The organism is Parabacteroides sp. AM08-6, assembly GCF_003473295.1.
Classification (GTDB): domain Bacteria; phylum Bacteroidota; class Bacteroidia; order Bacteroidales; family Tannerellaceae; genus Parabacteroides.
This window is the reverse complement of record NZ_QRMP01000010.1, coordinates 1-14,311: the sequence shown is the minus strand read 5'-3', so window position 1 is coordinate 14,311 and position 14,311 is coordinate 1. Positions and strand designations below refer to the sequence as shown.

Annotated in this window: 10 protein-coding genes; all 10 read left to right on the top strand. The window is 42.7% G+C overall.

Annotated features, from left to right (window positions below):
• Positions 1–295: 295 nt before the first annotated feature.
• The 10 genes from DW103_RS08805 (at position 296) to DW103_RS08760 (ending at position 14,161) form a co-directional block, all read left to right on the top strand.
• Positions 296–1,681 carry a family 43 glycosylhydrolase gene (locus DW103_RS08805; protein WP_122275225.1) on the top strand — a complete coding sequence of 462 codons (1,386 nt, stop codon included), beginning with the start codon at positions 296–298 and terminating at the stop codon, positions 1,679–1,681.
• Positions 1,682–1,688: 7 nt separating this feature from the next.
• Positions 1,689–3,269, top strand: a complete 1,581-nt coding sequence (locus DW103_RS08800) for a glycoside hydrolase 43 family protein (protein WP_233545647.1) — start codon at positions 1,689–1,691, stop codon at positions 3,267–3,269.
• 309 nt (positions 3,270–3,578) lie between these two features.
• A complete protein-coding gene (locus DW103_RS08795) occupies positions 3,579–4,676 on the top strand; it encodes an efflux RND transporter periplasmic adaptor subunit (RefSeq protein ID WP_122275223.1) in 1,098 nt (365 codons plus the stop codon).
• A gap of 8 nt (positions 4,677–4,684) precedes the next feature.
• Positions 4,685–7,726 carry an efflux RND transporter permease subunit gene (locus DW103_RS08790; RefSeq protein WP_122275222.1) on the top strand — a complete coding sequence of 1,014 codons (3,042 nt, stop codon included), beginning with the start codon at positions 4,685–4,687 and terminating at the stop codon, positions 7,724–7,726.
• A gap of 35 nt (positions 7,727–7,761) precedes the next feature.
• Positions 7,762–9,084: a TolC family protein gene (locus DW103_RS08785; RefSeq protein ID WP_370453474.1), complete on the top strand. Its 1,323-nt coding sequence runs from the start codon at positions 7,762–7,764 to the stop codon at positions 9,082–9,084.
• 191 nt (positions 9,085–9,275) lie between these two features.
• Positions 9,276–10,013 (top strand): anti-sigma factor antagonist, encoded by a 738-nt coding sequence (locus DW103_RS08780; protein WP_122275221.1) that lies wholly within the window; start codon positions 9,276–9,278, stop codon positions 10,011–10,013.
• Positions 10,014–10,025: 12 nt separating this feature from the next.
• The gene (locus DW103_RS08775) at positions 10,026–10,958 is read left to right on the top strand and encodes an ABC transporter substrate-binding protein (protein WP_122275220.1); all 933 of its coding nucleotides are present in this window, start codon (positions 10,026–10,028) and stop codon (positions 10,956–10,958) included.
• A gap of 20 nt (positions 10,959–10,978) precedes the next feature.
• Positions 10,979–12,889 carry a SpoIIE family protein phosphatase gene (locus DW103_RS08770; RefSeq protein ID WP_122275219.1) on the top strand — a complete coding sequence of 637 codons (1,911 nt, stop codon included), beginning with the start codon at positions 10,979–10,981 and terminating at the stop codon, positions 12,887–12,889.
• 24 nt (positions 12,890–12,913) lie between these two features.
• The gene (locus tag DW103_RS08765; protein ID WP_233545646.1) at positions 12,914–13,327 is read left to right on the top strand and encodes an ATP-binding protein; all 414 of its coding nucleotides are present in this window, start codon (positions 12,914–12,916) and stop codon (positions 13,325–13,327) included.
• Positions 13,328–13,369: 42 nt separating this feature from the next.
• Positions 13,370–14,161, top strand: coding sequence for an SAM-dependent methyltransferase (locus DW103_RS08760; RefSeq protein WP_122275218.1), 792 nt, complete (start codon positions 13,370–13,372; stop codon positions 14,159–14,161).
• Positions 14,162–14,311: the final 150 nt, after the last annotated feature.

Below are 14,311 nucleotides of genomic sequence, written 5' to 3'. Positions count from 1 at the left end.
CACAGTTGCCAAATCGTTACCTCACTTTTTTAATACACTGCAAATTGTTTATTTATCAATTGGTTAAGCCAAACCAAGAATAATCTAAAATAAATACATAGTAGAAGCGCAAATTTGAGTGTAGCGTAGCGGATTTACTGTGAAAAAAGGAGAGAATGTTATTGATTATATGCGTTTTTTACTAAATTTGTAAAAGCGAGTTAATAGGCTGTTAAAAACGGGTAACATGGGGAGAACAGCCCTAATCGGAGATAGCACTTCTATGTGTTATTGGTGATGTTTTATATATAGTATCATGAAAGTGAAGTGGAAAAGAGTAATGGGATTTTTGCAAGCCTTTTTAGTGGCTACTATGGTTGAAGCTCAAGTGGTGAATCCGTTTGGGAATGCTTTGATTCCGGATATGATTGCGGATGCCAGCATACAGGAAATCAATGGGGTGTTTTATTGTTATGCCACAACGGACGGATATGGAAGAGGACTAGATACATCCGGTCCTCCTGTCGTATGGAAATCGAAGGATTTTGTGCATTGGAGTTTTGACGGTATATATTTCCCGTCGGCTGCAAAAGAAAAATATTGGGCCCCTAGCAAGGTAATCCATGCCAACGGAAAATATTACATTTATCCTACGATTAACGGTTACATGTACCCGGCTGTTGCGGAACATCCGGAAGGACCGTTCAAATTGGCTCGCGGAGAAGACGAGTTTTATGAACCTTACACGTCTTCCACTTTATTGCAAACAAAAGATCCAGAGGGTATTGATGCGGAAGTATTTGTAGATGATAACAAGCAAGCGTATGTGTTTTGGGGACGCAGGCATGTGGCTAAATTGGCGAAAGATATGGTTACGGTAGATTCTATCATTCGTGTCATTCCTACCCCCCGTAAAGAATATTCGGAAGGGCCTATATTCTTTAAGCGAAAAGGTATCTATTATTATTTGTACACTATCGGGGGAGATGAGAAATATCAATATGCTTATGTGATGAGCAGGGTTTCTCCTCTCGGTCCTTATGAATGTCCGGAACAGGATATCGTGTCGACTACGAATTACGAACGTGGTGTTTTTGGTCCGGGACATGGTTGTGTTTTCAATACAGATGATGAACATTTTTATTTTGTTTATTTGGAATTCGGTCGTCGCAGTACCAATCGGCAAACTTATGTGAATCGGTTGGAATTTAATGAGGATGGTACGATTTGCCCGATAGAACTTAGCCTAGATGGAGTAGGAGTTTTGGGGAAAAGGAAAAAAGAGAAAAAAATCAAGCCTGATACGGTTTATGCATCCAGTACGAGGGAGGCCTTATATATCGAGCCTATGAAAGACGATTTATGTCGTCGTACGGAATATTTTGTTCCGGCTTTTGCCGTTGACAGGGCGAATGGTTCTCGATGGATGGCTACAGCAGAGGATAAGGGTCCGTGGCTCATTGCAGATTTAGGGACAGTTCGGAAAATACAACGTAGTGAAGTTTATTTTGTACGTCCGACAGCGGGTCATGCCTATTTGCTTGAAGGTTCGAGCGACGGAACTGTATGGCAGAAGTGTGGGGGACATGGAGACATACGAATAAAATCTCCGCATGTCGATAAGTTGAATAAGAAATATAGGTTTCTTAGAATCTCTATTTTAGAGGGTGTTGCAGGAATCTGGGAATGGGATATTTATTGAAAGAGCTATGATGAGGTATTTGTGGTTAATGATTTTTAATATTTGCCTTTGTGCCGCTCTGAAAGGACAGCAGCAAAGAGAATGGGGGCACTGGATAATCTGGGGAGACCAAGGTAACGGTATTTATATGAATCCAATCATTCCGTCTGATTATAGTGATATGGATTGTATCAGGGTTGAGGACGATTATTATGCTATATCTTCCACATTTCAATTTTCTCCGGGAATGACAATCTTGCATTCCAAGGATCTTGTGAACTGGGAAATTTGCGGGAATGCCATAGGGGATTTGACTCAAATTGGTGAAGAATTGAATTGGACCCGCATGAACCGTTATGGCCGTGGAGTATGGGCCGGGACGCTACGTTATCATGATGGTCGTTTTTATCTTTTTTTCGGTACGCCGGATGAAGGCTATTTTATGACATCGGCGATACATCCCGAAGGACCATGGGAACCATTGATTCCTCTTCTGCTTGAACCGGGTTGGGATGATTGTTCTGCAATTTGGGATGATAAGGGAGCGGCCTATTTTGTGGGTACTCATTTTGCCGAAGGGTATAAGACTTATCTTTTTAAAATGTCGGAAGACGGAAAAAGTATAAATCGAAAATCGGCTCTACTTATTAATTCCGGAAGTGGTAGAGAAGCCAATAAATTGATTAAGGTAGGCGAATGGTATTATTTGATTTTTAGTGAACATAAATCGGGTATAGGCCGCTACGTTATGGCGAAACGCTCGAAGAAGGTGGTAGGACCTTATAAAGAAGAAAAACAGTTGGCGTTGCCTTCATTAGAGGCTATGGAGCCTAATCAGGGGGGTATTGTTTTGGGGAAGGATAATAATTGGTATTTCTTGACCCATCATGGCACTGGTGACTGGAGTGGCCGTATTGTCAGCCTTTTGCCCGTTACATGGATAGACGGTTGGCCTATATTGGGAGAAGTATTGAGTTCAAATATTGGTACGATGAAATGGGAAGGAGCAATGCCTTTTAAAGCGGATGAGAAATTAAGCATTCGGAGAAGTGATGATTTTGACGATGGGCAGTTAGCTCCGCAATGGCAGTGGAATTACCAACCGAGGAAAGATTTTTTCTCTTTGAGCGAACGTCCGGGATGGCTTCGTTTGAAGGCTTACCGTCCGTTGGAATCCAATCAATTGCTAAAGGCTGGTAATACACTTACGCAAAGAACTTTTAGAAAACAAAATAATAATGTGGTGGTAAGAATGGATATTTCCAATATGGAAGATGGGCAAAAGGTTGGTATTTGTCATTTTTCGTCACAATATTCCTCCATCGGAGTGGTAAAAGAAGGAAGCGATTGTTATTTGGAATATCGGAAGAACGGTAAAATAACAGGAGGTATACGAATCCTGTCAAAATTTATATGGTTCAGAAGTCAGTGGGGGCTGGATGGCAAGTCCCGATATGCTTATAGTTTGGATGGAGATAATTTTTTGCCTTTTGGGGAGCCTTACCAACTGGTTTGGGGGAATTATCGGGGTGATCGTATCGGTGTGTATTGTTTTAATGATAAAACAGAAAGTGGCTTCGTGGATGTGGATTATTTCCATTATAGGTAGAAGTAATCCCTTTTGTATAATCATAATGTAGAACAACAAGAATGAAACTATGTTATATTTGCAAATAAAGAGAGCTGTTTGGTGATATAGTGTCATGCGTCGCTGAAAATGCTTTGATTTTCAGCCGTTAATTTATTTTTCAAATATCTGGGTAAATATTTATCTCTTAATTGGTTGTGTCAAGTTGATGAAAATTTGACACAAAAAGTTTCGTTCATTAAACTTTTTGTGTCAAACTTAGTCTATATTTCTGCATAGTTGCGTATATTTACCATGTCAATAATGTATTGTTGAATACCAGAGAAGAATATGACTAAAAGAGTGAAGTGGGGCGTTACCGCCGTAATTTTCCTGATGATTGCAGGGATGATTGCTTACCCGCAGATAAAAAAACAGTTGAAAGCATCGAAGGATGCAGCCGAAATTATTCCATCGGCGGGCGCGCAGCCCCGGAAACAAATTCTTAACATTAATGCGGAAGTGCTGAAGTATCAGTCTCTTACCGATAAGGCCATTGTAACAGGCAGTACTATACCGGATGAAGAGGTGGATTTGTCTTTTGAATCGTCCGGAAAGATTGTAGCCATTTACTTTACGGAAGGCACACATGTGAAAGCCGGAGATTTGCTTGCCAAAATCAATGACAAACCTTTGCAGGCTGAACTGAAAAAACTGGAAGCCCAGATTCCACTGGCCAAGGACCGGGTTTATCGTCAGCATACTTTGTTAGAAAAAGATGCTGTCAGCCAGGAGGCCTACGAACAAGTGGCTACCGATTATGAAAAGTTGATGGCCGATATAGAACTGGTAAAAGCCAATATTGCACAAACAGAGTTGCGTGCTCCATTCGACGGAATTATCGGTTTGCGTTATGTCAGCGAAGGTGCCTATGCTTCTCCTACGACTATTGTGACGAAGTTGACCAAGATTTCTCCCCTCAAAATCGAGTTCTCCATACCGGAGCGTTATGCCACGGATATAACGGATGGGACACATATCATTTTTAAAATGAATAGTGCCGGCGGTATTATGCAGGATTATCAGGCTACTGTTTATGCTGTAGAAAGTAAGGTAGACGAGGCCACTCGTTCGCTGAAAGTCCGGGCTACTTATCCGAATAAAGACGAGGCAATTATCCCCGGTCGTTATACTTCCGTCGAAATTACCCGCCGGGATATAAAAGATGCGTTGGCTATTCCAAATGAAGCGTTAATACCGGAAATGGGAAAAAATGTAGTTTACCTATATAAAAATGGTATAGCGGAACCTGTCGAAATAGAGCTGGGACTTCGTACTGAAAGCCACGTGCAGGTATTGGAAGGGCTAAGTCCGGGGGATACCCTAATCACCTCAGGCGTGATGCAGTTGCGTACCGGAATGCAAGTATCTATTGATAATCTGAATTAAGAATCAGCATGGCGAATATTTCTGAAATAAGCATAAAAAGGCCGGTTCTTTCGACAGTGATGATGCTTGTCCTCCTGTTGTTCGGAATGATTGGATATAAGTTTCTGGGTGTACGTGAGTTTCCCAGTGTGGATAATCCTATTATCTCGGTCAATGTATCCTATCCCGGTGCCAATGCGGAAGTAATCATGAATCAGATTACCGAACCTTTGGAACAAAATATTAACGGTATTCCGGGTATCCGTTCCCTGAGCAGTGTCAGTAGCCAGGGTAGTTCCCGTATTACGGTCGAATTCGAATTGTCAGTCGATTTGGAAACAGCGGCAAATGATGTGCGTGATAAGGTTTCACGTGCCCAACGTTATTTGCCTCGCGACTGCGATCCTCCGACTGTATCGAAAGCCGATGCGGATGCGACTCCTATCATGCAGATTGGTATCCGAAGCAGTAAACGCTCATTGATGGAATTAAGTGAAATTGCCGAATTGACGGTGAAAGAACGTTTGCAGACAATCTCGAATGTGAGTGGTGTGGACATTTGGGGACAGAAACGTTACTCCATGCGTTTATGGCTGGACCCCATTAAGATGGCCGGTTACGGTGTTACTCCACTGGATGTTAAGAACGCGGTGGATGCCGAGAATGTAGAGCTTCCTTCCGGTAGTATTGAAGGTAATACAATCGACTTGTCTATTCGTACGCTGGGTCTGATGCATACAGCTAAAGAATTTAACGATTTGATTGTCAAGAAAGAAGGAGAAAATATCGTTCGTTTTCAGGATATAGGACGTGCCGAACTTGCTCCGGAGGATTTGCGTAGTGCGATGCGTAAAAACGGGGAACCGATGGTTATCGATGTCATTATTCCACAACCGGGTGCCAACCAGATTGAGATTGCAGACGAGGCATACAAGCGTATCGAACAATTAAAGAAAGACTTGCCGGAGGATGTGACTATCGAGATGGTTTATGATAATACCCGTTTTATCCGTGCTTCTATTAAAGAAGTGGAAGAAACTATTTATGTAGCATTCTTGCTGGTTGTATTGATTATTTTCTTGTTCTTGCGCGACTGGCGTGTGACCTTGGTTCCTGTGGTCGTTATTCCGGTTTCACTGGTCGGTGCGTTCTTTGTGATGTATATCTCCGGCTTCTCTATCAATGTGTTGACCATGTTGGCGGTTGTATTGTCCGTGGGTTTGGTGGTGGACGATGCGATTGTGATGGCCGAAAATATCTATGTCCGTATCGAGCAGGGGATGGAGCCGAAAAAGGCCGGTATAGAAGGGTCGACGGAAATCTTCTTTGCCGTAGTTTCCACGACGGTGACGTTGGTGTCCGTTTTCTTGCCTATTGTGTTTATGGAAGGTATGACCGGACGTCTGTTTAAGGAATTCAGTATCGTGATTGCCGGTTCGGTGACGATTTCCTCTTTTGTCGCTCTTACGTTTACCCCGATGTTGGCCACCAAATTATTGAAGAAGCGTGAGGATAAAGGTTGGCTTTATACAAAGACAGAACCGTTCTTTGAGGGAATGAACAATATATACGCAAAGAGCCTGAATGCTTTTCTGAATCGTAAATGGTTGGCTATTCCGATTGTTGTGATTTTGTTCGGTTCCATCGGGTATTTTTGGAGAACTATCCGTTCCGAACTTTCTCCATTGGAGGACCGGTCGTCTATTTCGATTAATATTCGTGCCCAGGAGGGAGCCACTTTCGAGTTTATTCGCGATTTTACGGACCGTATAGCGGCGATGGCTGATACATTGGCTCCGGAACGAAAAGCATTGACCGTCCGTTCCAACAATAGTAATGGTTTTATTTCCGTTTTACTTCCGGATATAAAAGAGCGTAAACGTTCACAAATGGAGATTGCCGATGTGCTCTCTCAAGGAGTCCGGAAAGAAACCCAGGCACGTGCTTTTGTTCAACAGCAGTCTACTTTTGGTGGCCGCCGTGGCGGTATGCCGGTACAATATGTATTGCAGGCAACCAGTTTGGATAAATTGCAGGAATATTTACCTGCATTTATGCAAAAAGTAAGTGAAAGTCCTGTTTTCCAGATGGCGGATGTGAACCTTAAGTTTACCAAGCCGGAAGCGCGTATCGAGATAAACCGGGATAAGGCATCTTTGCTGGGTGTCAGTACCCGTACGATAGCACAGACGCTGCAATATGCGTTGAGTGGTCAACGTATGGGCTATTTTTATATGAATGGAAAGCAATACCAGATATTGGGCGAAATAAACCGCCAGCAGCGTAATACGCCGCTCGACCTGAAATCCATTTATGTCCGTAGCGACCATGGAGAAATGATACAGTTGGATAACTTGGTGAGCTTGAAGGAAGATGTAGCTCCGCCACAATTATACCGGTATAACCGTTTTGTGTCGGCTACGGTATCCAGCGGTTTGAATAAAGGATATACGATAGGTGACGGTTTGGATGAAATGGACCGTATTGCGGCTGAAACATTGGACGGCAGTTTCCGTACGGCCTTGTCGGGTGAGTCGAAAGAGTTCCGTGAGAGTTCTTCAAGCTTGATGTTCGCCATGATATTGGCGCTGTTTATGATTTATTTGGTGTTGGCTGCTCAGTTCGAAAGCTTTAAGGACCCGTTGGTTGTGATGTTTACGGTGCCGTTGGCGATTGCCGGAGCTTTGATATTTATGAGTTATTCCGGTATTACAATGAATATATTCAGCCAAATCGGTATTATTATGCTTATTGGACTGGTGGCAAAGAATGGTATTCTGATTGTAGAATTTGCCAATCAGCGGCAGGCTGCCGGGTTGACTATGGCTGAGGCCATTCGTTCTGCCTCTACGCAGCGCCTCCGTCCGATTTTGATGACAAGTATTTCTACTATATTAGGTCTGGTTCCGCTGGTTTATGCGACGGGCGAGGGAGCTCAGGGGCGTATAGCCATGGGGATTGCAGTTGTCGGAGGTATGCTTGTGTCTACCTTCCTTACCTTATTTATTGTACCGGCTATGTACAGCTTTATATCGACTGACAGGCAGAATAAATTGAAAATTGAAAAATGAAAACTGGATTGGGAATGAAACGATTCTTTTATATAATGGCATTGATTGTTTCTGCGGCCTGTTCCTTACAGGCGCAGAGGGTGTTCAGCCTGAATGATTGCATTAAGACTGGGTTGGAGCGTAACTATTCCATTCGTATTGTCAGGAACGAACAACAAATCAGCGATAATGATGCAACGTTGGGCAATGCCGGTTATCTGCCTACTGTGGATTTGAGCGGTGGTGTCAGCGGTAGTGTCAATAACAACAGTAATAAGCTCTCTGATGGAACAACGGAAAAGGCAAATGGCGTCAATAGTGAAACTGCAGATATAGGACTGAATGTCAACTGGACTATTTTCGACGGGCTGGGTATTCAGGCTACTTATGCGAAACTGAAGGAATTACAGCGTATGGGCGAACTGAATACCCGACTGACAATCGAAGATTTTGTCGCTGATTTGTCCGGAGAATATTATAATCTGATTCGTCAGAAAATCCGTCTCCGTAACCTCCGTTCCACGCTTGACCTTTCACGCGAACGTTTGCGTATAGTGGAAGAACGTTATTACATCGGTTCGATGTCCCGGTTGGATTTGCAGCAGGCCCAGGTGGACTTTAATGCCGATAGCTCCAACGTGCTGAATCAACTTGAGCAGGTTCATACTTCCCGTATTCGTCTGAACCAGTTGATGGCATTGGAAAATGTGGAGGAACAAATACATATCAAAGACTCTTTGATTACTCCGAATCCTTTTTTGGATGAAGTGGAATTATGGAAAAGCACTTTAGCTTCCAATGTCGTACTTTTGATTTCTCAAAAAAACAAAGTAATTTCAGAATTAGATTATAAAAAGATACGTAGTCGCAATTATCCTTATGTCAAACTGAATGCCGGCTATGGGTATACGGCGAATTGGTATGAAGTCGGTTCTACTGATTTGCAGCGTCGTTTGGGATTGAATTATGGCCTTACGGTCGGTATTAATGTGTTTGATGGATTTAATCGTAAACGCGAACAGCGAAATGCACGTATTCAGGTAGAAAATATGGAGTTACGTACGCAGGAACTGGAACTTTCGCTTCGTGCGGATTTGAGTAATTTCTGGATGGCTTATCGTAATAATCTGGATTTATGGAGCTTGGAAAAAGAAAACCTGGTGGCCGCACAAGAAAATTACCGTATTGCCATCGACCGTTATAAGCTGGGAGACCTTTCCGGTATCGAATTGCGTGAAGCTCAAAATAGCTTGCTGGAAGCAGAAGAGCGTCAGTCTATCGCTGAATATTCAACGAAAATATGCGAGATATCCTTGCTTCAGCTGAGTGGTCAAATCCTGACGTACACAGGGCCGGACGAGGAGAAAGCAAGTTATTAATTTGTTAAATGTTACTGCCTGGGTTGAAAAAAACTAAATTGAACGGTCTAAAAATAGTGTCATACCTTGTTGTTTGCTGGGTTCTTTGATTTTTGGGATGGCGAAGATTATCAGCGATTACGAATTGTTGTTGATTTTTATGTATTTTTGCTTCGTTAAAGCATCATTTACGTAAAAACAATAACACAAGTATGGAGAAAGAGATTGTCATTAGCAATGATTTGACCGAGGTTATCGGGATTACTCGTTTTGTGGAAGATTTAGGCATCTCATTATATCTGCCTCCCAATGTTACCCGAAATATCTGTCTTGCGGTAGAAGAGGCTGTTACGAATATCATCCGCCATGCTTATCCGGATGGTAAAACCGGCAAAATATCACTCCGGGCGAGTTTTGTCAATGGGGAATTGACCTTTCTGATAGTCGACGATGGCATTTCATTTGACCCTACTCTCAAAAGTGAAATATCCTCCAATCCTTCTGTCGGGCAGATATTGACCGGAGGATTGAGTTTCTTTTTGGTTTGCCGTACGATGGATGAAGTTACTTACCATACAGTAGATTCGCTGAATTACCTGATGCTTACCAAGCGTATTAAAGCGACCGATGAACCTCAGGAAACGATGAAGACTAATTTCTGTAAAATCGAGGACATCATTATTCTTACCATCGAAGGACGCCTTGATACAGTAAATGCGCGTGAATTTGAGTCAACCATACTTCCCATGCTGGTAAATAATACAAAAAGAATCGTTATTGTTAATTGTAAATGGTTGACTTACATCAGCAGTTCGGGATTACGCAGTTTTATCCTCTTGCAAAAAAGCATGTCCAACCGGAATGAACATCTTATTCTGGAAGCCATGAGTCCTGAAATCCGGAAAATATTTGATATGACAGGTTGTTCTTCTCTTTTCACTATTCTTTAATCTGTTTCTACGATGGAATGGCGAAAATCCATATTCTTTTTGTCGGTTGTATGCCTTCTTGTGCATACGACGGAGGCACAGAAGATTATTCTTACTCCCAAATGGACGGCCCAGGCGCAGTTTATCGGTTATTATGTAGCGGAACAAATGGGCTTCTATAAAGAAGAAGGACTGGATGTGCAAGTCAAACATCCGGCAGTTTCCGAGAGTTCGTTCTCCATACTTCAGGAAGGGCGTTCACAGGTTGCGGTTATGAACTTATCGTTTGCCCTGACGGCAGATGCGGATTTGGTAAATGTAATGCAAACCTCACAGGAGAACAGTTTGATGCTGGTAAGCCGTTTGCCTTTGGAGAATATAAATTCATTGCAACATAAGAAAGTGGCAATATGGAACCATTTGAGTGATGAATTGCTTGACCGCCTGAAACGCTACTACCATTTGGATGTAGAATGGATACGTTTCAACAGCGGGGTCAATCTTTTCCTTTCCGGTGCGGTGGATATTTGCCTTGTTGGGAGCTATAACGAATATATCCAGTTAGCGGAATGTGGTTTTCAATCCGATTCTTCTTATATATACCGTTTTTCCGATTATGGCTATAATTTGCCGGAAGACGGGCTGTATGTTACCCGCGAATTTTATCAGAGCCATTCGGATACGGTTGCAAAAATCGTGCGTGCCAGTGTCCGTGGTTGGAAATGGGCGGGCGAGCATCCTGAGCAGGCATTGGATATTATAATGGAAGTTGTACGTCGTAACAACATAGGAACGAACCGTTATCATCAACGGAAAATGCTCGAAGAACAACTTCGTCTGCAAGTAGACGAAAGTACGCATACAAGGACGTATCACCTCAGTCGTCAAGGCTTTGAGAGAGCTGCGAACATCCTGTTGGATGATAAGGAGAAAAGCAGAATCCTTTATGAGGATTTTGTGAAATAATGCATCAAACCGTATAGATAATGCGAAAACTGCAATTCAAATCTTTTGCTACCCGGATGAGCCTTTATGTGCTTTCGTTCACATTGGTCGTATTTACTGTGATAATGGGTTTGTTTTATGCGTATAGCCGTGATAAAGTAACGGAATATGCTGTGAACTATACGCATGAACAATTGCAGAATATGACTGCCCGGATTAGCAGCCTTTTACTGACAGTCGAGACAACGTTGAATCATTCTGTCTGGATGATTGAAGAGAATCTGGCTAACCCGGATTCGCTTCGGCGTGTCATTACGGCTGTTGCGAAAAATAATGACCTTATCCTAAGTAGTGGAATCGCTTTTGTCCCTGATTATTATAAAGAGAAAGGAAAATACTTTATGCCTTACGTCTCGTTGCGTGACGGTCGGACAGACTATCAGGTATTGGGCGGGCAGGATTACGATTATCCTTGCATGGACTGGTATCTGATACCCAAATTGTTGAAACGGAGTTATTGGAGCGAACCTTATTATGACGAAGGGGGCGGAAACTTCATTATGAGTACTTATGCGATGCCTTTATACGATAGCAAGGGAGAGGTTTATGCTATTTTTACCGCCAATATCTCACTTTCCCAGTTTACAGATATGGTAGACCGGCTGAAACCTTATGAATCGAGCTATACATTCCTGCTGAGCCGTAACGGTTGTTATCTGACGCATAAGGATGAAAGCAAGATAATGAACGAAACAATTTTCTCCACGGCTTTCGAACAGGGTGACACCGACTTGGAACATATCGGTAGGGAAATGTTGCAAGGGCACACGGGGACGAGAAAACTAAGACAGAACAATCGAGAGACGTATGCCTTCTATACAGCTATTCCTGACATCGGTTGGTCAATCAGCAATATTTGCCCGGCTAGCGTTATTTTAGCTGATTTGTATACGGTTTCCAGGCAAATCATTTATCTGTTCCTGATAGGAATGTTGGTTTTATTCTTTATTATTTATCTTATTATCCGCCGGGTTGTACGCCCGTTATCCGAGTTTTCACATTCGGCCCGGGTGATTGCTACGGGACGTTTTGATGTGGAGTTGCCTCAGGTTACTTCGCGGGATGAGATTAAAACATTGCATGATTCGCTGGTTTATATGCAGCAATCGTTAGCCTCTTATGTCACCGAGCTGCGCGATACAACGGCATCTAAAGAACGCATAGAGAGCGAATTATCCATTGCCAGGGAGATACAAATGGGGATGATACCGAAAATCTTCCCTCCTTTCCCGGATCGGAAGGATGTGGACCTGTATGCCCTGTTGCAGCCGGCCAAAGAAGTTGGTGGTGATTTGTATGATTTCTTTATAGAAGACGAACATCTGTATTTCATTATCGGCGACGTATCCGGCAAAGGGGTCCCGGCATCGTTGTTTATGGCAATCACGCGCAGTCTGTTCCGAACACTCTCGCCGCACGCTGTCTCTCCGGCTTCCATTGTGACGGAGCTGAATAATGCTTTCTCTGAAAATAATGAAGCCAATATGTTTGTTACGCTGATTGTGGGCATACTGGATTTGCGGAACGGTTTATTGAAACTTTGCAATGCCGGACACAACCCTCCCGCGCTTATCCTGCCTGACGGGAAAGCTTCTTATATGAACCTGAAAAAACATCTTTTTGTAGGCGTAATGGAAAATTATGACTATACGGATGAAGAATATATGCTCGAACGGGGAACAAAATTGTTCCTGTACACTGATGGAGTCGTAGAAGCCGAAAATGAGAGAAAACAATTGTACGGTGATGAACGGCTGATAAAAACACTAACTGACAATGCTTCGCAGGATGTCCGCAACATGGTGAATACTGTTATTCATTCCGTTGCCGACCATGTGGGGGAAGCAGAAGCCAGTGACGATTTGACAATATTAGTGATAGATTTTGAATAAAGTATTTAGTAAATCAATATCGTTATGAAAATGGAAAAAGAAATCAGAATAACGAATAATTTGGAAGAAGTTTCTTCTCTTTGCACGTTTGTGGAAGAACTGTGTGAAGAACTGGGTTTGTCTGCCGAAACGACTATGAATATAAATCTGGCTTTGGAAGAAGCGGTCGTTAATATTATTATGTATGCTTACCCGGAGCGGGAACAGCACGATATCTTGCTGAGTGCTACGTACCAACCGCAGCAACTTATCTTTTTGCTGACCGACAATGGGCAGCCTTTCGATCCGACTCAGGTAAATTGCGCTGATGTCAGCTCGTCGATTGAAGAACGTCCGGTTGGCGGATTGGGTATATTCCTCATTCGCAACATAATGAATGAAGTATCCTATTTGCGCCTGGACGGGAAAAATCAGCTAATCATGAAGAAGAATATTTGATAGTACATTTTGTGTATCTTTGCATCGCTAAACGTGAAAAAGATGCGCATAATACCGGGAACTAATACAATACGAAAAGGGGTTCTTTTATACCGGGGTATCCGGTATCGGCGAGGATACGGGGTGCACTCGCCTTTCGTTTATAATCTGATTACCAAGGTAATAGAGGAACGCTGCTTGTATTATAGTTTTTACGATATCGAACTGATACGTAAACAATTGCTTTTCCGCGACAGGCTGATTTCCTATCCGGACCGGCAGAAGAAAGGACGGATACGCCGGCGTCCTATCGGAGAAATAGTGGAGCGTGAAGCAATAAAACCGAAGCATGGCGCTCTCTTGTTTCGTTTGGCTAATTATTTCAAATCGCAGTATTTCTTACAGTTAGGCCCTGCTATGGGGTTGTCCACGCTTTATCTGACATCCTATGCGTCAGGATTGAAATGTATTGCTTTGGAAAATGTTCCGGAATTAGCTTCTATTGCAAAAATAGCATTCGAGAAAGCTGCCCGTAATCCAATCGATTTGCGTACAGGCGTTTATAAGGACTTACTTCCGAAAGCCTTGAATGATATGGAACGGCTGGACTTTGTCTTTTTCAATACCTTATACGAACAACACAATAATCATTGGCTTTTTGAGGAATGCTTGAAAAGGGTACACGATGATACGATATTCGTATTCGAAGGTATCAAAGCTAGCCGTAAGATGCGTGATTTCTGGCAGAATGTCTGTTCTCACTCAGAAGTTACGGTAACAATCGATTTGTATTCGATGGGCATTGTTTTTTTCAACAAGCACCTGCATAAACGGAATTATATTGTTTACTTCTGAAAAAGGCCCTTGTAGGAATAACCTGAAAAGCTCCGCCCTTTTGTATATTTGCTCTTATTGTTTGTATGGTTTCAATGCGACAAATTTGCCTTTCGACAACTATCGTAAGGCCTTTCGACAATTGTGGTAAGGCCTTTCGATAACTGTCGC